Below are 20670 nucleotides of genomic sequence, written 5' to 3' on the forward strand. Positions count from 1 at the left end.
ACCACAGACAACTAAAATATAAACCTCAAATATCGTGGGCTGCGACTTTGTTTTATAAGATACTGGCACACGACGCGGCCCCGCGCCCGGGGGGTACTACGGGGTGGGGGGGCCTCGTCTGTTCCCGAACTGACTGCCGCTCCCACCACGAAGCGACGACACTTAGGTTAGCCTAACTTCGCCGACCGCACCAGCCCTGCGCACCAGACCCCGCGCCACGAGTTCCACCACCACCGCGATCGCCACCGCCTCGACCGCCAGCAGGGCCAGCAGCACGACGAGCTGCAACGCCCCCGCCTGCCACACCGGCGCGCCGCCCAGCAGCATCCCGACGAACGCGCCGGGCAGCGTGACCAGGCCGACCGTGCGGGTCTGGTCGAGCGCCGGGATCAACGCCTCCGCGGCGGGCGTGCGGATCAGCTCCCGCACCGCGACCGGTTCGGTGAACCCGAGCGCCAGCGCCGCCTCGTACTCGCCGTGCCGGTCCCGCAGCGCGTCCAGCGCCCGCCGCACGGACAGCGTGGTGGCGGTCATCGCCCCGCCGATCAGGATGCCGCCGACCGGCACGAGCGCGATGCCCCGCACCGGCACCAGCCCGCTCGCCACGAGCACCGCGAGGGCGGGCACGGTGCCGGCGAGGATCGCCGACGCCACCCACGCCCCGCGCCGGCCGGTCTTCGTGCGCGCGGCCGACGTGCCCGTCGCCACGCCCGCCATCAGCACCAGGAACGCCGCCGTGAGCGGCAACGACGCGAGCACCACCGTGATCACCACGGACACCGCGGCCAGCTGCGCGGTCGCCCGCACGGCCGCCCGCACCACGGGCCGGGGCGAGGCCAGCCGGGCCCACCGCACCACGGCGGCGGCGACGGCGGTGAAGCTCAGGCAGACGACGAGCAGCCGGACCCAGTCCGTCGCGATGACCACCGGACCATTGTCAGACCCGGGCGCGGCGGCGCAGGCCGAGGCGGGGTCCGGGCAGCTCCAGGCCGCCGCGCCGGGCCAGCACGATGCCGCCGGCCACCGCCGCGACGATCGACACCACGCCGCCCACGACCAGCGGGGCCCGCGCGGTGAAGTGCTCGGCCAGCCAGCCCATCACCGGGCCGCCGACGGGGTTGCCGCCCAGGAACACCAGCATGTAGAGGCCCATGACCCGGCCGCGCATGGCGGGCGACACGGACAGCTGCACGGTCGCGTTGGCGGTCGTGGTGAACGTCATCATGGCGATGCCGACCGGGATCAGCGCCAGGCCCGACAGCCACATCGTCGGCATCAGGCCGACCACGACCTCCAGCACGCCGAACGCGAGCGCGCCCACGATCAGCAGCCTCAGCCGCGGCTTGCCGCGGGCGCTGCGCTTGGCCGCCAGGGTCGCGCCGGCCAGCGTGCCGACCGCGAGCATGGTGGACAGCAGGCCGTAGGCGTCGGCGTCGCCGCCGAAGGTGTTGCGCGCCAGGACGGCCAGCGTGACGTAGAAGTTGAGCCCGAACGTGCTGATGAAGAACACCAGGCACAGCAGGATGACCAGGTCGGCGCGCTTGCGCACGTACCGCAGCCCTTCCCGCAGCTGGCCCTTCTCCCGCGGCACGGGGTCGCCGCGGTGCAGCTCGGACGCGCGCATCAGCAGCAGGCCGGCCAGCACGCCGAGGAAGCTGATGGCGTTGATGAGGAACACCCAGCCGGTGCCCACGAAGATGATCATCACGCCGGCGACCGCCGGGCCGACCATCCGGGCCAGGTTGAACGTCATCGCGTTCAGCGCCACCGCGTTGGTGAGCTGGTCGCGGCCGACCATCTCGACCACGAAGCTCTGCCGCACCGGGGTCTCCACCGCGGACACCGCGCCGAGCAGCAGGCACAGCAGGTAGACGTGCCACAGCTCGACCACGCCGGTGACGTCGAGCAGGCCCAGGGTCAGCGCGCAGAGCCCGAGGCCGGTCTCCAGCACGAGCAGCAGCTTGCGCTTGTCCATCCGGTCGGCGAGCACGCCCGCCCACAGCGACAGCAGCAGCGTGGGCGCGAACTGGAGCGCGGCGGCGATGCCGAGGGCGACCGGGGAGCCGTCGGACAGCTCCAGCACGAGCCAGTCCTGGGCGACGCGCTGCATCCACAGGCCGACGAGCGAGACGACCTGGCCGGAGGCGTAGAGGCGGTAGTTGCGGACGCGGAGCGAGCCGAACATGCGACTGCGTGGCGGGGGTGCGGCTGCGTTGCGTTCGACCTGGTCCGTCTCTGCACCACCCGCGTACGCCGGCACTTCGTTACTGCCCCGCCATCCTGTCGATGATCCCGGCGGCGCGCGACAGCACGCCCCGTTCCTCCGGTGTCAGCTCGGCCAGCCGCTTGTCCAGCCAGGCTTCGCGGGCGGACACCTCTTCGTTGATGTAGTTCAGCCCCGCCTCGCTCAGCTCCACGATGGCCTGCCGGCCGTCGGTGGGGTGGGGGCGGCGCGTGGCGAACCCGTACTCCTCCAGGGCCGCTATCACCCTGGTCATCGACGGGGGCTGGACGCCTTCCCTGGCGGCCAGCTCGCCCGGCGTCAGGGGTCCGCACTTGTGCAACGTGGACAGCGCGGACACCTGGGTGAGCGAGATCGTGGAGTTCACCCGTTGCGCGCGGAGCCTGCGGTTGAGCCGGATGATGGCCAGTCGCAGCCGACTCGCCAGTCCCGCCTCAGCCTCGGTCTCCGTCACGTAGTTAGCATACCTCACGATCTCTGCGCCCATCGTGTGAACTTGCCCATTCAGTTGCCGAGAACGGCCTGGATGGGGCCGATCGCGAAGTAGACGACGAACGCGGCGGCCACGACCCACATCAGCGGGTGCACGCTGCGCGCACGGCCGGTGAGCGCCCGCAGCACCACGTAGCTCACGAAGCCCGCGCCGATGCCGTTGGCGATCGAGTACGTGAACGGCATCACCACGATGGTGAGGAACGCGGGCAGGCCGACGGAGAAGTCGGCGAAGTCGATCTCCTTCACCTGCATGATCATCAGCGCGCCGACGATGACCAGCGCGGGCGCCGCCGCCTCGATCGGCACCACCGAGTACAGCGGGGTGAGGAACATGGCGGCGAGGAACAGCAGGCCGGTGACGATGTTCGCCAGGCCGGTCCGCGCGCCCTCGGCGATGCCGGACGCCGACTCGACGAAGACGGTGTTGGACGACGAGGACGCCGCGCCGCCCGCGACCGCGCCGAGGCCGTCCACGAACAGCGCCTTCGACACGCCCGGCAGCTGGCCGTCCTTGCCGATGAGCCCGCCCTCCTTGCCCAGGCCGGTCATGGTGCCGACGGTGTCGAAGAAGTCGGTGAGCACGAGCGTGAACACCAGCAGCGCGGCGGTCAGCGCGGGCACCCGGGTCCACGCGCCGAACGACACGTCGCCCAGCAGCGACAGGTCCGGCAGGCCGAACACCTGCTCGGGCAGCGCCGGGTAGCCGAGGTTCCAGCCGGCCGGGTTGGTGCCCTGCGAGGGGCCCGCCTGCACGATCGCCTCCAGCACGATGGACAGCACGGTGGCCGCCAGCACGCCGATCAGGATCGCGCCCTTGACCTTGCGCGCCACGAGGATGCCGGTGACGACCAGGCCGACCACGAACACGAACGTCGGCCACGACGCGATGGACCCGTTGATGCCCAGGCCGACCGGCACGGTGGTGCCCGCCGCGTCCGGCACCCGGCGCACGAACCCGGCGTCCACCAGGCCGATGAAGCAGATGAACAGGCCGATGCCGACCGCGATGGCCGCCTTCAGCTCGGCCGGCACCGCGTTGAACACCGCCGTGCGCACGCCCGTGACCACGAGCAGGAGCACCACCAGGCCGTTGACCACGACCAGGCCCATGGCCTCGGGCCACGACATCTGCGGCACGATCGTGACGGCCACGAACGAGTTGATGCCGAGGCCGGTGGCCAGCGCGAACGGGTAGTTCGCGACGAGTCCGAACAGGATCGTCATGACGCCCGCGACCAGCGCCGTGACCGCCGCCACCTGCGGGATGGTGAGGATGTTGCCGAGGACGTCCACCTTCGCGCCGGGGTCGTCGGCGGCGAAGCTGCCCAGGATCAGCGGGTTCAGCACGACGATGTAGGCCATGGTCACGAACGTGACCAGCCCGCCGCGCACCTCCCGGCCGACCGTCGAGCCGCGTTCGGAGATCTTGAAGAACCCGTCCAGCCTGGAGCGGGCCGGGGGTGTCGGCGCGGCGGGTGTGTCGGCGGTCGCCATCTCGTCTCCTCGATCGGTGGTGCGGAGCAGGCAGAGCGTGCCCCACCTGTGTTTCGGCCAGGTAGCCTGCCCGACGTGGCCGAACAGGACGCGACACCCCTCCCGCCCCCGCCCCCGCTGCCGCCGAGGCTGACCGACCCGGTGCCCGTGGTCGTGGTCGGCACGGCGCTGTGGTTCCTCGCCGCGGTCGGCGTGGCGTTGTTCGGGGACGCGCCGCTGGTGGCGTGGACGTGCGTGGCCGGCGGTGTCCTGGGGATCATCGGCTACGGCATCTTCGCCTGGCAACGCTCCGCCGCGCGCCGGGGCAGCCGGACCGCCCAGCACGGCCAGGGCCTGGAGTAGCTCAGCCCAGCAGGACCGCGGGCGTCGGGTCGGCGATCAGGGCCGCGAACGTGTGCCGGTCGTCCCAGCGACCCGTGGTCCACGCCAGGGCGCGCGCCAGGCCCTCGGGGGTGTCGGCGGCGTGCGGGACGCCGTCCTGCACCCACCACGACACCGAGTGCTCCGCGCCCTCGGCCGCCACGACCAGGTCGTCGTGCACGACCAGCGCCCCGCCCGGCAGCTCGACGCCGAGCAGGTCGCACGCCAGCCGCACCGCGCCCAGCTCCGACCACACCACCTCGTCGCCCTCGCCGACCACGTGCCCGGAGACCTCCTCCGAGGCGAGCGGCAGGGCGAGCAGCTCGGCCAGCTCGGCCGCGGCCCCCGAGGAGGCCAGCACCTGGGCCGGCGGCAGCACGCCCAGCAGCCACGGCTGGTCGAGCACCAGCACGTCGTCGGCGGGCTCCGCGGCGCCGGTCAGCACCCGCACCCGGTCCGGCGGCTCGACGCTCACCGAGTCGGCCACCTCGGCCAGCAGCGCGTGCACCCGCAGCACCAGCGCGTCGGACAGCTTGCGGGCCGGGTCGCCGAGCCGCGCGATCAGGTCGGCCACGTCGTCGGAGTCCTCCACCGACAACGACGTGCGCACCCCGGCGGCGGCCAGCACGTGCGGCGGCACGTCGACCGCCGGCACCACGTCGTACAGCCCTTCCAGCGCGTCGGCGTCGGGCAGCCGCCACGACCCGAGCGGCACGCCGTCGATCGTCGCGTACCGGGCCAGCCACCAGCCCGTGTAGCCGTCCGGCTCGGTCACCGCGCGCCACGCGGCCGGGTCGGCGGCCATCATCGCCAACGCCCGCGGCCACCGGTCGCGGGCCACCAGGTCCAGGTCGCGGATGCCGAGCACGCGCGCGGGCGGCACGTCGAACGCGTCCCACCAGTAGCCCTCGTCGGCCAGGTCGTGGTCGGGTTCGGTGGGCGAGTCGTCCTCGACCACGGTGAACCCGTCGATCACGCCGACGTCGGTCAGCACCGACCGGGGCCACTCGGCGGCCACGGACGCGTCGAGCACGCCGAACGGCGCGTCGTCCTCCAGCACCTCCAGCAGCCGCGAGTCCGGCAGCACCAGCTCGTCGGCGCGCCGCCACTCGCCGTCCGCCGAGGGCAGGGCCAGCTCCGCGAGCCACGGCCGCCCGCCGGCCCGCGACACGAGCCGCAGCACGGTGCGCACCAGCTCGAGGCCGTCCGGCGCGGGGTCGTCCAGGCTGCGGTGCACGGCCTCGCGCACCGCGTCGGAGTCCAGCAGCTCGGCCGGGCCGGCCTCGGTCGCGCCCAGTCGCAGCAGCAGCGGGTGCGCCGCCTCCGGGTGCGCGATCCGCAGGCCTGGCACCGAGAACAGGTCCGCGTCGGTGCCGACCAGCACGCCGCGCGGGCTGCTCACGAGCCGGCCGTCCACCAGCGGCACCGGCAGGCTGCCCAGCTCCTCGCGCGCGGTCGAGTCGACGTCCGCGACCGGGGTCAGCGCGTCGTACACCTGGCGCCACCACGCCGGGTCGCCGCCGACCCCGGCCAGCGCGGCGACCACTTCGGACACGCCGAGCCGCGGCACGTCCAGCGCCGCCAACGCCTTCGCGTGCGGCGGCAGCGTCAGCTCGTAGTCCAGCAGGCCGGGGACCACGTCCTCCAGCAGCTCGACCAGCTCGAACGACGCCAGGTCGAGCACCTTCGCGGTCGCCGGCGCGGCCCACTCGCCGTCGGCCAGCGGCAGCCACGGCGCGGTGCGCAACGCGGCCAGGATCCCGGCCCGCAGCCGGTCATCCACTTCGGACAGCGGGAAGCCGGGCAGCGGCACCAGCGACGTCCGCTCCACCGCGGGCAGCTTCACCACCAGGTCCGGGTACGCCTCGGCCGCCCGCTCCAGCACGAACGACGCCGCCGCGCCCGCCAGCACCCGCCGCCGCGACGGCTCCACCGGCAGCGTCGCGATCAGCCGCGCGGGCAGCGACAGCTTCTCGTCGGTCGGCGTGGGCGCGTGCAGCACGTCGCCGGACAGCGGCTCGTCCATCGGCCACGCCCAGCACACCGACCACTGCGGCCGCGACTCGACCCCGGCGACCAGCTCGGCGGGCAGCTCGCCGCCGACCCGGTGCACCAGCCACCGCTGCTCGCCGGACGGCCCGGTCAGCACCACGACCCCGTCGGCCTCGGACCGCTCCCACGCGTCGTCGCCGACCTCGACCCGGCGCAGCCCCGGCAGGGCGAGCAGCAGGTCCGGCACCTGGGCCGCGAACTCGGCCAGCAGGCCGTCCGCGGGCGCCTTCAACGGCAGCCGCACCTCGGTGTCGAAGCCGTCCGGCAGGTCCGCCTCGTCGGACGGCCACACCAGCCGCAGCACCGGCACGTCACCACCGCGGGCGGACGCCAGCGACGGCACCGCCTCCCGGGTGCGGGCGGCGGAGAACGCCACCGCCCCCGACCTCGACACCACGCGCGGCTCGTCGGTCACCGCCAGCACGGCCGCGAACCCCACGCCGAACTGCCCCACCGTGTCGGCGGCCTTCGACGACGCGCGCAACGACGCCAGCGCCGCCACCCCGGCCGCGTCCAGCGGCGCGCCGGTGTTCGCGGCCCGCAGCTCGTCGCCCACCAGGGACAGCCGCAGCACGCCGGGCTCGTCGCCCGCCGCGTCGGACGCGTTCTGCGCCAGCTCCACCGGCAGCCGGTCGCGGTACCCGCCGAGCCGCAGGTCCTCCTCGGCGTTGGCGTCCTCCCGGAACCGGGTGGGCGAGCCGCGCCACGCGGCCAGCACCGACTCGCGCAGCGCCTCGGTGCCGAACGGGTCCGCGGTCACTTCCCGCTCTCGTCGGCCGGCGCGGCGTTGGCCTCCACGTCGAGCACCGCGTCGTCGTAGACGACCTCGGCGACCGGCACCAGCGGGCCGCCCTCGACCTCCACCTCCGAGTGCGCGCCGCAGCCGTACTCCACGTGCACCACGTGCCCGTCGGCCGGCGTCAGCTCGTTCGCGCACACCCCGAAGGCGGCGCCGAGCGACCCGGCGATCCGGGTGTAGAAGCCGCAGGTCCCGCAGGTGGCGGGGGCGCTGCGGGCCATCTCGCTGCGCGGCCCGAAGTCACCGCCGTGCCAGCGCTGGGCGGCGTCCAGCACGCCCTCGCGGGACAGCACCCGCACCCGGCCGAGGCCCACCTCCCGGGCGACCTCCTCGACCGCCGGGTCGTCGGAGGCGACGTACCCCGGCGCGAGGCGCGGGTCGTCCTCCGGCGCGGGCAGCAGGTCGCCGACGCCCAGGTCGCCCGCCCGCACCCGCTCGTGCCACGGCACCCACTCGGGCGCGACCAAGGCGTCGTCGCCGGGCAGCAGCACGACCTCGCTCACCGACAGCGGCGTGCCGGGGCCCGCGAACGCGACCGTGACGGCCCAGTTCCAGCCGCGGTAGCCCGCGTGCTCGGCCTCGAACAGGTGAGTGGCCGACACCTCGTCCTCGGCGATGGTGCCCACGTGGTCGCCGACGCGTTCCGCGCCCGCCTCCTCTTGCGCGGCGGCTCGGGCGAGCCGGACTGCCGCGGGGTCGGCGAGCGCTGGATCGGGCTGCTGGGTCGGCGTGGCGGTCACGGGTGAATTGTGCCGCACGTCTTCGCAGCCCCGTGCACACGTGCCACCCTTTCGGACGTGCGGTGGCTCTCGGTGGCGGTGGTGCTCGTCCTGTCGGCGGCGTGCTCGACCCCTCCGAGCGGGTCAACGGGCACGCCGACGGGCGTGGAGGTGCTGGGCACGACGCCGCACGACCCGGGCGCGTTCACGCAGGGTTTGGAGCTGGTGGACGGCGTGCTCTACGAGGGCACGGGCCTGGCGGGGCAGTCGTCGCTGCGCCGGGTGGACCCGGCGACCGGCGAGGTGCGGCAGCGCGTCGACCTGCCCGCGCCCCTCTTCGGCGAGGGCATCACCGTGGTCGGCGACCGGATCTGGCAGCTCACCTGGCGTGACGGCGTGGCCATCGAGCGGGACCGCGACACGCTGGCGGAAGTGAGGCGGGTCACCTACCGGGGCGAGGGCTGGGGCCTGTGCCACGACGGCGACCGGCTGGTGATGAGCGACGGCAGCGACGAGCTGGCGTTCCGCGACCCCGGCTCGTTCGCCGAGACCGGGCGGGTCGCCGTCCGCCGCGACGGCGAGCCCGTCGAGCGCCTGAACGAGCTGGAGTGCGTGGCCGGGCAGGTCTGGGCGAACGTGTGGCAGACCGACGAGGTGGTGCGCATCGACCCGGCGACGGGCCGGGTCACCGCCACCGTGGACCTGAGCGGCCTGCGGCCCGCCGACGTGCCCGCCACCGACGTGCTCAACGGCATCGCGGCCGTGCCGGGCACCGACGAGTTCCTCGTCACCGGCAAGAACTGGCCGACGATCTTCCGGGTCCGCTTCACGACCGGGTGACCTACGGTCGGGCACGTGGACATCGACCTCGCCAACATCGCCCGCGCCGCCGAGACCGTCGACCCCGTCTTCCGCGGCACCCCGCAGTACGTGGACGAGCAGCTGTGCGCCGAGCTGGGCCGCCGGGTGCTGGTCAAGGTCGAGACCGTCAACCCGCTGCGCAGCTTCAAGGGCCGCGGCGCGGACTTCCTGGGCGCGAGCCTGCCGCCCGGACGCCCGGTGGTGTGCGCGTCGGCGGGCAACTTCGGCCAGGCCGTCGCCTACGTGGGCCGCCGCCGCGGCTTCCCGGTCGAGGTGTTCGTCTCGCGGTCCGCCGTGCGCGACAAGGTGCGCCGGATGAAGGCCCTCGGCGCGTCCGTGGTGGAGGTGCCGGGCGACTTCACCGCCGCCAAGGACGCCGCCCGCGAGCACGCCCAGCGCGTCGGCGCGGTGTTCGTGGAGGACGGCCGGGACGTCGCCGTCGCGGAGGGGGCGGGGAGCATCGCGGTCGAACTGCTGCGCGCCGGCGTGCGGATCGACACGGCCGTGGTGCCGGTCGGCGACGGCGCGTTGATCACCGGCATGGCCCGGTGGCTGAAGGAGCACTCGCCCGACACCCGCGTGGTCGGGGTGTGCGCCGAGGGCGCGCCCGCCGTGGCCCGCGCCTGGGCCGGCCGTCCGGTCGCCGACACGCCCGTGGACACGATCGCCGACGGGATCGCCGTCCGGGTGCCGGTGCCCGCCGCGATCCCCCGGCTGCGGGCGCTCGTGGACGACATGGTCCTGGTGCCCGACGACGCCATCCGGGACGCGATGTCGCTGGCCCGGACCGCGCTCGGGCTCGTGCTCGAACCGGCGGGCGCGATCGGCCTGGCCGCGATCGCCGCGGCCGACGTGCCGGGCGAGACCATCGCCACCGTGCTCACCGGGGGCAATGTGTGAGACAGCCCGCACCGGGTGAGGCAGGATTGGAGGCGTGACACCCCCTCGGCCGGAAGACCAGTCGCGGCGGTACCCGTGGGAGGACGACGAGTACAAGCCGCGCACCCGGCCGTACCCGACACCGGGACCCCCGCCGCCGCCCCGGGCGTCCGCCGGCTTCGCGCCGCCGCCCGACGACCAGCCGACCGCGCCGGCGCCGCCGAAGAAGCTGACCGTCACCCGCGTCGCGTGGTTCCGCACCCGGCAGCTCAGCGGCCAGGCGCTGGCCGCGTTCCGCAAGGCCGCGCACGCCGACGGGGCCAAGCAGTCCGGGCTGTCGTCGCTGACCTACGCGGTGATGCTGAACTACGCGGCCGACGCGGCGATGGCCGTCGCCCTGGCCAACACCCTGTTCTTCTCCGCCGCCGCCGGCGAGAGCCGCGGCAAGGTGGCGCTCTACCTGCTGATCACGGTCGCGCCGTTCGCGCTGGTCGCGCCCGTCATCGGCCCGGCCCTGGACCGGATCCAGCACGGCAGGCGGGCGACCCTGGCGGCGTCCTGCGTCGTCCGGGTGCTGCTGTCGGTCGTGATGGCGCTGAACTTCGACAACTGGGGCCTGTACCCGGCGGCGCTGGGCAGCATGGTGCTGTCCAAGTCGTTCATGGTGCTCAAGGCCGCCATCACACCCCGCGTGTTGCCGCGCGAGATCACGCTGTCCAAGACCAACGCCCGGATGACCGTGTTCGGCCTGGCGGCCGGCGGTGTGTTCGGCGCGGTCGCGGCCGGTTTCGCCAACCTCTTCGGCTCACCGGGCGCGCTGTGGTTCACCGCCGTGCTGTGCCTGGCCAACGCCTACTACTGCCTGCGCATCCCGTCGTGGGTCGAGGTGACCGAGGGCGAGGTGCCCGCGTCGCTGCGCGCCCGGCCGCAGAAGCCGAAGCGCCAGGCCCTCGGCCGGACCGTCGTGGTCGCGCTGTGGGGCAACGGCTCCATCCGCATGCTGACCGGGTTCCTGATGCTGTTCGCCGCGTTCGTGGTGCGCGCCCAGACCGAGGGCGAGGCGTTCCTGCAGTTGCTGCTGCTCGGCGTCATCGCGGCGGCGGCCGGCATCGGCAGCTTCCTCGGCAACGCCGTGGGCGCGCGCATGCAGTTCGGCTCACCCGACCAGGTGGTCATCGGCTGCCTGGCGGCGGCGCTGGCGACCGTCGTCGTGGCCGCCGTCCTCCCGGGCCTGGCCACGGCCGCGATCGTGGGCCTGGTCGGCGCGACCGCGAGTTCGCTGGCCAAGGTGTCGCTGGACGCGGTGATCCAGAACGACGTGCCGGACGAGTCGCGCGCGTCCGCGTTCGGCCGGTCGGAGACGATCCTCCAGCTGGGCTGGGTGTTCGGCGGCGCGCTGGGCGTGCTGCTGCCGACGGAGTACTGGATCGGCTTCACCGTGCTGGCCGCGCTGCTCGCGATCGGCCTGGCGCAGACCGTCCAGACCAGGCGCGGCACCACCCTGATCCCGGGCCTGGGCGGCGACCGCCCCCTCCGGGCCGCGCCCGTCGTGCCGAGGGCGGGCACGTAGGCTCGACTGCCGTGCGCCGAGTCCTCATCCCCCTCGCACTGCTGGTCCTGGCCGGTTGCGCGGCCCCGACCGACCCCGAGGTCACGTTCTACGCCGACGGCAGGACGATCACCGTCCGGCCGTCCCAGTACTGCGACCTGCAGTCGGAGAACTGCGAGGTGGACGCGGACGCGGTCGGCGTGCTGCGCGTGCGCCCGGGCAAGCCGGTGCAGATCTCCGTGCCGGGCGACCTGGCCGAGAGCGCGTGGTCGGTCAAGTTCACCTACCGCAACGCCAAGGGCGAACCCCAGGAGCCACTGCGGAGCAAGCTCTTCACGGAACGCGACCCGCGCCACGCCTACACCCTCGTGCTGCCGAACCCCGACGACCAACTGGAGAGCGTCGAGGTCCAGCAATACGGCGCCCGCATCGAAGCCGGAACCGCCGGCGCATTCGACTTCGTCGCCAGGGGCACCTGGGTCGTCTCCATCGACGACCGCCACAACTAACCCCAGTCACCCCACCACAACCCGCCAGCCACCCACCCACCCACAACGAACCCACGCACCCACAACGGACCCGCAGCCACCCCACCGAGGCTCGATTTGACATGGGTTCGGGTGCCTTAGGCTGGACGAAGCTGGCAGGCCCGGCGGGACGCTTTACCCCGCTGGGCCTGCCGGCTTTGGCCTGCCCCGGGTACCCGTAAGGGCCCCATGTCAAATCGAGCCGGACCGCACCACCAAGCCACCTGAGCGTTGAACTCACGGTCCTCGAACGTAGGACTCACGCGCCCCGAACGTAGGACTCACGCGCCCTCAACGTAGGACTCACGGGTCCCCAACGTTCGACACACGGGCCCTGAACGTTCGACACACGCGTTCCGGACGTAGGACACGCGTGACGCGAACGTAGGACACGCGCGGGTTTACGGGTCCAGCTCCCGCGCCACCGCCCGCACCACCTCGGCGATCAGCTTCGTGTTCTTGCGGTCCGGGTACCGCCCCCGCCGCAGCTCGGGCTGCACCTTCAGCTCCAACAGCTTGATCATGTCCTCGATCAGGCCGTGCAGCTCCTCCGCGGGCCGCCGCCGGGCCTCCGCCACCGAGGGCGCGGGGTCGATCAGCCGGACCGACAGCGCCTGCGGCCCGCGCCTGCCCTCGGCCATGCCGAACTCGATCCGCTGACCGGCCTTCAAGCCCTCGACACCCGGAGGCAGCGCGGATTTCCGCACGTAGACGTCTTCGCCGCCGTCCTGGGTGACGAAGCCGAAGCCCTTCTCCGAGTCGTACCACTTGACCTTGCCGGTCGGCACCGTTCCCACCATTCCTTCAAGCGATCACACGACGAACGCGCCCCGGGCGTGCCCGAGGCGCGTCCCACCAGATTAGCCAGAACACCGCCGGCGGGGCACCTCCGATCGCGCGACTACCCTTCACCCCATGTCGACCCCGAAGCTGATGCCCCTGGCAGTGGCGTTGTTCGCGCTCGGCGTGGTGGCCATCGTGGCGATGTTCGTCGCGGGCGAACGCGGTCTACCCGCCTGGGTGTTCGCCGCGGGCTGGCTGCTCGCGCCCGCCGGCCTCGCCCTGGGCGTGGTCGGCGTCGTCAGGGGCGCGCGGCCCCGGCGGTGAGCCGGTCGGCGTTCGCCCGCAACCAGTCGGGGAACCCCGTCAGGTCCGGCAGCACCACGTCCGCGCCTTCCGCCGTCAGCTCTTCGGCGTCGCACGGGCCGCTCGTCACACCCACGGACACCGCGCCGGCCGCCTTCGCGCCGCGCACGTCGCCCACGTGGTCGCCGACGTACACCGCCGCGCCGTGCGCCTTCAACGCCTCCGCCTTGCCCGTCGACCACAGCTCGCCGAACAGGTGATCGACCTCCCAGTCGAACGCGGCCAGGTGCAACGCCGCGTTGGCCCGGTACTTGCCCGTCACCACGATGGTCGTCCCGCCCAGCTCACGCACCACCGCAAGCGCTTGCGCCGCGCCCGGCAGGGCGACCGTGGCCGGGATGACGACCTCCGGGTACAGGGCGCGGAACCGGGCGACGAGGTCCGGGATCTCCGCCTCGGGCACGCCGAAGTCGCGGTAGATCATGTCCAGCGGCGGGCCGAGGTTCGCCGCGAAGCGCGCGCCGTCGAGGGGGTAGCCGCTCTCCGCCCCCACCGCGTCCATCACGGCCGCCATGCCCGGTCGCGGGTCGATCAACGTCATGTCCAGGTCGAATCCCACGGTCAACGGCACGCTACGAACCCTAGGCGCTGTGCCAAGCTTTGCGCCGTGACGGAACTCACCCGGGACCTGCTCGACGCGGCGGCGGAGCTGATCGCGACCCACGGTTCACGGGGCCTGCGCATGGCGGAGGTCGCCGGCCGGGTGGGCGTGAGCCGGCAGACCGTCTACAACGAGTTCGGCAACAAGGAACGGCTGGTGCAGGCCGTGGCGCTGCACAAGACGGCCGAGTTCGTGGACGGCGTCCGCGAGCGCCTGCTGGGCACGCCCGACCCGCTGGACGGGCTGCGGCGCGGCATCGCGTTCGCGTTCGACCTGGCCGCCCGCGACCCGCTGGCCAAGTCGGTCCTCGACGGCGCGAACGCCGAGGACATGCTGCCGCTGCTGACCACCCGCGGCAAACCGGTGCTCAGCCTGGCCACGGCGGTGTTCGCCCAGCACGTCCGCCGGCACTGGCCCGGGCTGCCGGAGGCCCGCGTGCACCTGATCGCGGAGACGATCGTGCGGGTGGCGTTGAGCCACCTGCTGACCCCGGGCAACCGCCGGGTCGAGGCGGTGGTGCAGGTGACGGAGGCGTTACTCCACCACTGCACCACCCCCGCGACGCAGCCACCGCCCCCGGCGCGGCCCGTCAGCCGGCCGTGACGTCCTCGTAGGTCAACCCGATCCGCTCCCCCGCCCGCGTCAGCGTCCGCAGGATCGCCAACGACTCGTCGGGCCGCATGGACGGGCTCTCCGTCTCCCCCGCCCGGACCCGGTTCACCACCTCGCGCAGCTGGGGCACGTACCCGGCCCCCTCCTGCTCGTGCCGGTGCTCGACCCCGTTCACCACGATCCGGCTCGGGTTGAACACCGCCTCGGGCACCTCGACCAGCCCCCGCGTGCCGTACACGACCGCACCCGACTTCAACGGGCTGACCAGCGACGACCCCAGCAGCGCGTGCGCGCCGCCCGGGTAGCCCAGCAGCATCCCGATCTCCGCGTCCACGCCGTCGACCAGCCGGCCGTGCGCCTGCACCGTCTCCGGCTCGCCCAGCAGCAGGTGCACGAACGACACCGGGTAGATGCCGAGGTCGAACAGCGACCCGCCGCCCAGCGCCTTGTTCCACAGCCGGTGCGCCGGGTCGTGCTCCAGGGTGAAGCCGAAGTCCGCCCGCACGGACCGGACCTCGCCGATCTCCCCCGCCGCGATCAGCTCCGTCATCCGCACCACGAGCGGGTTGAAGCGGGTCCAGATCGCCTCCATGAAGAAGAGGCCGCGCTCGCGCGCGAGGTCCACCACCTCTTGCAACTGCGCCAACGTCAGCGTGGCGGGCTTCTCGCACAGCACGTGCTTGCCCGCCGCCAACGCCGCGAGGGCGACCGCGTGGTGCTGGACGTGCGGCGTGGCGACGTAGACGACGTCCACGTCCGGGTCGGCCAGCAGGTCGGCGTAGTCGCCGTACGCGCGCGGGATGCCGTGCTTGGCCGCGAAGGACTCGGCCTTGGGCAGCGCGCGCGACGACACCGCGAGCACCTCGACGTCGGGCAGCAGGCGGAGGTCGCCGGTCACGACGTCGGCGATGCCGCCCGTCGCCACGACACCCCAGCGGAGTTTGTTCGACACGGGACGGGAGCTTAATCGGGCAAGATGGACCCGTGAGGCTCATCCTGAACCTGATCTGGCTGGTCCTGAGCGGCTTCTGGCTGGCCGTCGGGTACGCGGTCGCCGGCGTGATCTGCTGCGTGCTGATCATCACCATCCCGTGGGGGCTGGCGTCGTTCCGCATCGCGAACTACGCGCTGTGGCCGTTCGGGCGCACGGTCGTGGACCGGCCCGACGCGGGTGCGCCGTCGCTGCTGGGCAACATCGTGTGGATCGTCGTCGCGGGCATCTGGCTGGCCATCGGCCACGTGGTCACCGGCGTGCTGCTGTGCGTGACGATCATCGGCATCCCGCTGGGCGTGGCGAACTTCAAGCTGGTGCCGGTCTCGCTGATGCCGCTGGGCAAGGAGATCGTGCCCGCCCCGTGACGCGGGTGACCTAGTCGGGCCCGCCGTCGAGCCGGACGACCAGGCACGGCCCACCGCTGTAGAGGCCCGCGTCCACGGCCAGCACCCGGCCATCGGCGTACCGCAGCGGGCCGTCGACCTGCTCCGGCGGCACGCCGAGCTGGTCGGCGATGACGCTGTGCCCGTGCACGACCTCCCGGCCGCCGAGCACGTCGAGCAGCTCGTCCGCCACCGCCGCGCCGTCCGGGCCGCGGAACGCGTACCGGGTGGTCATCTTCCGCCAGCACTCCCACCACTGGTCCAGGTCGTCGCCCCGGAGGACCTCCCGGACGGCCTCGTTGACCTCGTCGATCGTGTCGCCCCACTCCAGGTAGGCGAGGGTGTCGGAGTGCATCAGCAGGTGGCCGTCGACCTCCACGAGCACCCGGCGGGTGGTGAGCCACTCGATGTGGACGTCGGTGAGCCGGTCCTGGTCGCTGCGCAGGCCGCCGTTGAGCAGCCAGCTGCGGGCGAAGCTGCGGGGCGTGGGCGCGCCGGGGACGTTGCGGTCGCCGAACCGGTGCATGCCCAGCAGCAGCACCTCGTGGTTGCCGATGAGGGCGTCGACCCGGCCGTCGCTCTGGTCGGCCAGGCGCATCACGAACTCGATGACCCCGATCCCGTCGGGGCCGCGGTCGACGAAGTCGCCGAGGAACCACAGCTCCGCGTCGCCGCCGCACCAGTCACCGTCGGCATCGACCAGGCCCGCGGCGTGCAGGGCGCGGGTCAGCTCGGCGAGGTGCCCATGCACGTCGCCGACCACGAAGAGCGGTCTGTCCACACCTGCGACCATAAGCGACGCGGGGACGCCGCGCGCACAAGTCGATCAGCGCCCGGCCGGGACGCTTCGGCCGCTCCTCCCCCGCGGGGGTGAGGAACCGGCGTCCGACCGGGCCGCGGGAGCCCGCCCGCGCCCCGGCGACCACGGCCCGGGGCGCTCACCCACCGACGCGGCCGACCGCAGTCGAGCGAAGCCCCACCGACGCGGCCGTCACGTCCCGGCCCCGCTCACCGACGCGGTCGGGGATCGCGGGCTCAGGCCGGGTCGCCCTGCTCGTCCGGGAACGGGTTCGCCGAGTGCCCCACCAGGTCCGCGATCGACTTCACCACCCGCGTCGGCCGGTACGGGTACAGCTCCGCGGTGGTCTCCGCCGAGATCCCGGTGAGCACCAGGATCGTGCGCAACCCCGCCTCCAGCCCGGACCGCACGTCGGTGTCCATCCGGTCGCCGATCATCAGCGTCTGCTCCGAGTGCGCGCCCAGCGCCCGCAACGCCGACCGCATCATCAGCGGGTTCGGCTTGCCCACGTAATAAGGGGCGCGCCCGGTCGCGCGCTCGATCAGCGCCGCGATCGACCCGGTGGCGGGCAGCGACCCCTCGCGCGACGGCCCGGTGGCGTCCGGGTTGGTCGCGATGAACCGCGCGCCCTCCTCCACCAGCCGGATCGCCTTGGTGATCGCGGTGAAGCTGTAGGTGCGCGTCTCGCCCAGCACCACGTAGTCCGGGTCGCGGTCGGTCAGCACGTACCCGATCTCGTGCAGCGCCGTGGTCAGGCCGGCCTCGCCGATCACGAACGCCGACCCGCCCGGCCGCTGCGAGTCCAGGAACTTGGCGGTGGCCAGCGCGGACGTCCAGATCGCCGCCTCCGGCACCTCCAGCCCCGTGCGGGACAGCCGGGCGCGCAGGTCGCGCTGGGTGTAGATCGAGTTGTTCGTGAGCACCATGAACGGGATGTCGTTCGCGGTCAGCTCGGCGACGAACTCGCTCGACCCCGGGATCGGGTGCTCCTCGTGCACGAGCACGCCGTCCATGTCCATCAGGTAGTTCCACTGAGCGGCCATGGCGGACATGCTGCCGGCTCAGGCGTCGACCACGCGCCGGCGGAACGTCTCGATGAGCGCCACGTTGTACCGCTCCAGCACGTCCCGCTCCTCGGGGGTGAAGCGCGCCAGCACCTCGCGCAGCGTCTCCCGCGCCCCGGCGACCAGGCCGGCGAAGTCGCCCTCGTCGGCCGCGGTCACCTCGACCAGCACCTTCCGCCGGTCGTGCGGGTCGCGCACCCGCCGCACGTAGCCCGCCCGCTCCAGTCGGTCGATCACGCCCGTCACGGCCCCGGTGGACAGCCCGGACAGCTCGGCGATCCGACCGGCGGTGATCGGCCCGCCGGAGCGCAGCGCGAGGTCGAGGCACTTCTCGTCGGTCGCCGACAGGCCCATCCGCTCGGCCACCCGGCTGTGGAACAGGACGGTGAGCGCGCTGCTCTCCCGCGCGTAGGCGCTGAACCGCTCCAGCACGTCGGCGGGCACCTCGTGCTCACTGGTCATGGCAGGCAATTTAGCGTTCCGACGACCGGTATCGGCATCCTCGTCCGACTCGCCGCCCGCCGGCATCCCCCGTTCACCCCAGCACCCGCGCGTGTCCGCCGATTACCCTGGTTGGGGTGACAGCTGTCGAGTTGGGGCTACCCGTCGTGCGCGGCAACCCGGACACCTCCGAACGGCCGGGCTCGCCGCTGCTGGTCGACCGGTTCGGCCGGGTCGCGACCGACCTGCGCGTGTCGTTGACCGATCGCTGCAACCTCCGCTGCACCTACTGCATGCCCGCCGAGGGCCTGGCGTGGCTGCCGAAGCCGGAGCTGCTGTCCGACGCCGAGCTGGTCCGGCTGATCGGCATCGCGGTGACCCGCCTCGGCGTGACCGACGTCCGGTTCACCGGCGGCGAGCCGCTGCTGCGGCCCGGCCTCGACGACGTGATCGCGGCGACGACGGCGCTCGACCCGCGGCCACGCGTCTCGATGACCACGAACGGGTTGACCTTGGCCCGCCGCGCGACCGGGTTGGCCGCCGCGGGCCTCGACCGGGTGAACGTCTCGCTGGACACCCTCCGCCCGGAGCGGTTCCTCGCGCTCACCCGGCGGGACCGGCTGTCGGACGTGTTCGCGGGCCTGGCCGCCGCCCGGGAGGCCGGGTTGGCGCCGGTCAAGGTGAACACCGTGCTGATGCGCGGAGTGAACGACGACGAGGCCGTGCCGCTGCTGCGGTACTGCCTGGACCAGGGCTACGAGCTGCGGTTCATCGAGCAGATGCCGCTGGACCCGCAGCACGGCTGGGACCGCGCCGACATGGTGACCGCCGAGGAGGTCCTGGCCGCCCTGCGCACCGGGTTCGCCCTGACGCCCGAGCCCGGCGAGCGGGGCGCCGCGCCGGCCGAGCGGTGGCTCGTGGACGGCGGCCCGGCCGTGGTGGGCGTCATCGCGTCGGTGACGCGGCCGTTCTGCGCGGCCTGCGACCGGACCCGGCTCACCGCGGACGGCCAGGTGCGGAACTGCCTGTTCAGCCGGTCGGAGACGGACCTGAGGGCGTTGCTGCGCGGCGGCGCGTCGGACGAGGAGATCGCGGACGCCTGGCGCGGCAACGCGTGGGCCAAGGCCGCGGGGCACGGCATCGACTCGGCCGGGTTCAGCCAGCCCGACCGACCCATGAGCGCGATCGGGGGCTGAGGGTGCGGCTGACGGTGCGGTACTTCGCGGGCGCGCGGGCGGCCGTGGGCGTCCCGGACGAGAGCTTCGACCTGCCCGCGGGCGCGACTACCGTGGGTGCGGCGATCGACGCGGTGCGTGCCCGGCACGGCGAGCGGGTGGCCCGCGTGCTGCCCGCGTGCAGCTTCCTGCTGGACGGTGTGGCGGTCCGCGACCACGACACGCCAGTGTGGTCCGGAGCACAACTGGACGTGTTGCCACCCTTCGCCGGGGGCTGATTCATCGCCACTCTTGCGGATTAACACGTGAGCTAGACCTCACTCCGCGTGATTGATCTCGGTGAATCTCGGAACGGAAACGGACCGATAACGGTGCTCTGAGCAGGCTAAACGGGGCAGTCGAGTAGTCACCCGCCCGCGTTACAGTGACGTGCGTCACGTGCTCGATCATTTGGCGCGAGGCTCCCGGTTACGTACCGTCGCTCTTCGGTTGGCCCCGACCGACCAAGAGCAAGACCGGGACGCCTCGCACCGAACCTGTCCACCGGCGCCCCGGAACACCCCCCGAGCGAAAGACAACCGCTGGACAGGACAAGCCGAACGGCGCACCGGGCCCGAACCCGAGCCGATCGAGCAGGTGCGGGCGGCAGAGAGGGAAATGGCTTCTTACCGAGGCAAGCACCGTCCGACCACCGGTTCCCCCGCCCGGAGCATCGCGAAGGTCGCCGTCGCCGGCGTCATCGTGGGCGCTCCGCTGGCCATGGCCGCCGGCACCGCCGGCGCGCAGGGCAGCGGCGTGAACTGGGACGCGGTCGCCGCGTGTGAGAGTGGCGGCAACTGGAGCATCAACACCGGCAACGGCTACTACGGCGGTCTGCAGTTCCTGCCGTCCACGTGGCAGGCCAACGGCGGCTCCGGCATGCCCCACCAGGCTTCCCGCGAGGAGCAGATCCGCGTCGCGGAGAACGTCCTGCAGTCGCAGGGCATCGGCGCGTGGCCCGTGTGCGGGCCGAAGGGCCTCGGCGGCGCCCCCGCGCCCGCCCGGACCGCCCCGGCCCCGGCGCAGCCGCGCCAGGCCGCCCCGGCCCCGGCCCCGGCCCCGGTCCAGCAGGCCGCGCCGGTCCAGGAAGCGCCCGCCCCGGTGACCGTGGCGCTGCCGTCGTCCAACCCGAACGGCGACTACGAGATCAAGGCGGGCGACAGCCTGTCGAAGATCGCGGACGAGCTGAAGGTCGAGGGCGGCTGGGCCAAGCTGCACGAGCTGAACAAGGAGTTCATCCCGAACCCCGACCTGATCCTGCCGGGTCACAAGATCGCGACCAAGTGACTCGTGGCCGGCGCGAGCCGGTGCACGGCGGCGGAAAGGCCCTCGGACCACCCCCCTCGGTGGTCCGGGGGCCTGATCCCGTTCCCGGGCCCGGCCGCCGGCCGAGGACGTGACCGCTCGGCGGGACCGGCCTCGAACCGCGAACCCACGCG

General features: G+C 73.3%; 23 protein-coding genes. 11 read left to right on the forward strand and 12 right to left on the reverse strand.

Features of this window, described 5'->3' with window-relative positions; genetic code table 11:
• Positions 1-162: 162 nt before the first annotated feature.
• From ACFXGA_RS02440 to ACFXGA_RS02455, 4 genes are read right to left on the reverse strand one after another with little or no spacing between them, the layout of a single operon-like run.
• Complete coding sequence (locus ACFXGA_RS02440; RefSeq protein ID WP_378083617.1) at positions 163-927, reverse strand: ABC transporter permease; 765 nt, start codon at positions 925-927, stop codon at positions 163-165.
• 10 nt (positions 928-937) lie between these two features.
• Complete coding sequence (locus ACFXGA_RS02445; RefSeq protein ID WP_378083620.1) at positions 938-2260, reverse strand: MFS transporter; 1323 nt, start codon at positions 2258-2260, stop codon at positions 938-940.
• 4 nt (positions 2261-2264) lie between these two features.
• A complete protein-coding gene (locus ACFXGA_RS02450) occupies positions 2265-2729 on the reverse strand; it encodes a MarR family winged helix-turn-helix transcriptional regulator (protein WP_378083622.1) in 465 nt (154 codons plus the stop codon).
• Between the two features lie 17 nt (positions 2730-2746).
• The gene (locus tag ACFXGA_RS02455) at positions 2747-4231 is read right to left on the reverse strand and encodes an NCS2 family permease (RefSeq protein ID WP_378083624.1); all 1485 of its coding nucleotides are present in this window, start codon (positions 4229-4231) and stop codon (positions 2747-2749) included.
• Between the two features lie 75 nt (positions 4232-4306).
• Here ACFXGA_RS02455 and ACFXGA_RS02460 point away from each other — a divergent pair, with 75 nt between their 5' ends.
• Positions 4307-4573: a DUF2530 domain-containing protein gene (locus tag ACFXGA_RS02460; RefSeq protein ID WP_378083625.1), complete on the forward strand. Its 267-nt coding sequence runs from the start codon at positions 4307-4309 to the stop codon at positions 4571-4573.
• 1 nt (position 4574) lies between these two features.
• On the opposite strand, the gene ACFXGA_RS02465 is transcribed toward ACFXGA_RS02460, so the two are convergent.
• Positions 4575-7403, reverse strand: coding sequence for a sacsin N-terminal ATP-binding-like domain-containing protein (locus tag ACFXGA_RS02465; RefSeq protein WP_378083627.1), 2829 nt, complete (start codon positions 7401-7403; stop codon positions 4575-4577).
• The gene (locus ACFXGA_RS02470; RefSeq protein ID WP_378083629.1) at positions 7400-8182 is read right to left on the reverse strand and encodes a DUF3027 domain-containing protein; all 783 of its coding nucleotides are present in this window, start codon (positions 8180-8182) and stop codon (positions 7400-7402) included. Before ACFXGA_RS02470 ends, ACFXGA_RS02465 begins: the two co-directional genes overlap by 4 nt.
• A gap of 57 nt (positions 8183-8239) precedes the next feature.
• On the opposite strand from ACFXGA_RS02470, the gene ACFXGA_RS02475 reads away from it, so the two are divergent.
• The 4 genes from ACFXGA_RS02475 to ACFXGA_RS02490 are packed head-to-tail and all read left to right on the forward strand — an operon-like array spanning position 8240 to position 11959.
• Positions 8240-9001, forward strand: coding sequence for a glutaminyl-peptide cyclotransferase (locus ACFXGA_RS02475; RefSeq protein ID WP_378083631.1), 762 nt, complete (start codon positions 8240-8242; stop codon positions 8999-9001).
• A gap of 15 nt (positions 9002-9016) precedes the next feature.
• Positions 9017-9922: a threonine/serine dehydratase gene (locus tag ACFXGA_RS02480; RefSeq protein ID WP_378083634.1), complete on the forward strand. Its 906-nt coding sequence runs from the start codon at positions 9017-9019 to the stop codon at positions 9920-9922.
• 34 nt (positions 9923-9956) lie between these two features.
• Complete coding sequence (locus tag ACFXGA_RS02485; RefSeq protein ID WP_378083637.1) at positions 9957-11471, forward strand: MFS transporter; 1515 nt, start codon at positions 9957-9959, stop codon at positions 11469-11471.
• A gap of 11 nt (positions 11472-11482) precedes the next feature.
• Positions 11483-11959, forward strand: coding sequence for a DUF2771 family protein (locus tag ACFXGA_RS02490; RefSeq protein ID WP_378083639.1), 477 nt, complete (start codon positions 11483-11485; stop codon positions 11957-11959).
• Between the two features lie 419 nt (positions 11960-12378).
• Here ACFXGA_RS02490 and ACFXGA_RS02495 read toward each other — a convergent pair whose 3' ends face one another.
• Positions 12379-12765: a cold-shock protein gene (locus ACFXGA_RS02495; protein WP_033432288.1), complete on the reverse strand. Its 387-nt coding sequence runs from the start codon at positions 12763-12765 to the stop codon at positions 12379-12381.
• Positions 12766-12892: 127 nt separating this feature from the next.
• Here ACFXGA_RS02495 and ACFXGA_RS02500 point away from each other — a divergent pair, with 127 nt between their 5' ends.
• Positions 12893-13084, forward strand: a complete 192-nt coding sequence (locus ACFXGA_RS02500; protein WP_378083642.1) for a hypothetical protein — start codon at positions 12893-12895, stop codon at positions 13082-13084.
• On the opposite strand, the gene ACFXGA_RS02505 is transcribed toward ACFXGA_RS02500, so the two are convergent.
• Positions 13059-13694: an HAD family hydrolase gene (locus ACFXGA_RS02505; RefSeq protein WP_378083644.1), complete on the reverse strand. Its 636-nt coding sequence runs from the start codon at positions 13692-13694 to the stop codon at positions 13059-13061. The two genes, ACFXGA_RS02500 and ACFXGA_RS02505, sit on opposite strands and share 26 nt — an antisense overlap.
• Positions 13695-13730: 36 nt before the next feature.
• Between ACFXGA_RS02505 and ACFXGA_RS02510 the strand changes: the two genes are divergently transcribed.
• Positions 13731-14327: a TetR family transcriptional regulator gene (locus tag ACFXGA_RS02510; protein WP_378083646.1), complete on the forward strand. Its 597-nt coding sequence runs from the start codon at positions 13731-13733 to the stop codon at positions 14325-14327.
• On the opposite strand, the gene ACFXGA_RS02515 is transcribed toward ACFXGA_RS02510, so the two are convergent.
• Positions 14314-15288, reverse strand: a complete 975-nt coding sequence (locus ACFXGA_RS02515) for a Gfo/Idh/MocA family protein (RefSeq protein WP_378083648.1) — start codon at positions 15286-15288, stop codon at positions 14314-14316. The genes ACFXGA_RS02510 and ACFXGA_RS02515 overlap by 14 nt on opposite strands.
• A 32-nt stretch (positions 15289-15320) precedes the next feature.
• Between ACFXGA_RS02515 and ACFXGA_RS02520 the strand changes: the two genes are divergently transcribed.
• The gene (locus ACFXGA_RS02520; protein ID WP_378083650.1) at positions 15321-15695 is read left to right on the forward strand and encodes a YccF domain-containing protein; all 375 of its coding nucleotides are present in this window, start codon (positions 15321-15323) and stop codon (positions 15693-15695) included.
• Between the two features lie 10 nt (positions 15696-15705).
• On the opposite strand, the gene ACFXGA_RS02525 is transcribed toward ACFXGA_RS02520, so the two are convergent.
• The 3 genes from ACFXGA_RS02525 to ACFXGA_RS02535 all read right to left on the reverse strand — a co-directional run bounded on the left by ACFXGA_RS02525 (position 15706) and on the right by ACFXGA_RS02535 (position 18038).
• Complete coding sequence (locus tag ACFXGA_RS02525) at positions 15706-16494, reverse strand: metallophosphoesterase (RefSeq protein WP_378083652.1); 789 nt, start codon at positions 16492-16494, stop codon at positions 15706-15708.
• Positions 16495-16748: 254 nt separating this feature from the next.
• Entirely contained in the window at positions 16749-17555 is an 807-nt protein-coding gene (locus tag ACFXGA_RS02530) for an HAD-IIA family hydrolase (protein ID WP_378083654.1), read from the reverse strand.
• A gap of 18 nt (positions 17556-17573) precedes the next feature.
• A complete protein-coding gene (locus ACFXGA_RS02535; protein ID WP_378083655.1) occupies positions 17574-18038 on the reverse strand; it encodes a MarR family winged helix-turn-helix transcriptional regulator in 465 nt (154 codons plus the stop codon).
• A 116-nt stretch (positions 18039-18154) separates the two neighbouring features.
• Here ACFXGA_RS02535 and moaA point away from each other — a divergent pair, with 116 nt between their 5' ends.
• The 3 genes from moaA (at position 18155) to ACFXGA_RS02550 (ending at position 20518) form a co-directional block, all read left to right on the forward strand.
• A complete protein-coding gene (moaA, locus tag ACFXGA_RS02540) occupies positions 18155-19213 on the forward strand; it encodes a GTP 3',8-cyclase MoaA (protein ID WP_378083658.1) in 1059 nt (352 codons plus the stop codon).
• Positions 19214-19215: 2 nt separating this feature from the next.
• The gene (locus tag ACFXGA_RS02545) at positions 19216-19470 is read left to right on the forward strand and encodes a MoaD/ThiS family protein (RefSeq protein ID WP_378083660.1); all 255 of its coding nucleotides are present in this window, start codon (positions 19216-19218) and stop codon (positions 19468-19470) included.
• A 379-nt stretch (positions 19471-19849) separates the two neighbouring features.
• A complete protein-coding gene (locus ACFXGA_RS02550; RefSeq protein ID WP_378083662.1) occupies positions 19850-20518 on the forward strand; it encodes a transglycosylase family protein in 669 nt (222 codons plus the stop codon).
• Positions 20519-20670: the final 152 nt, after the last annotated feature.

The sequence above is a fragment of the Actinosynnema sp. NPDC059335 genome, assembly GCF_042752395.1.
Classification (GTDB): domain Bacteria; phylum Actinomycetota; class Actinomycetes; order Mycobacteriales; family Pseudonocardiaceae; genus Actinosynnema.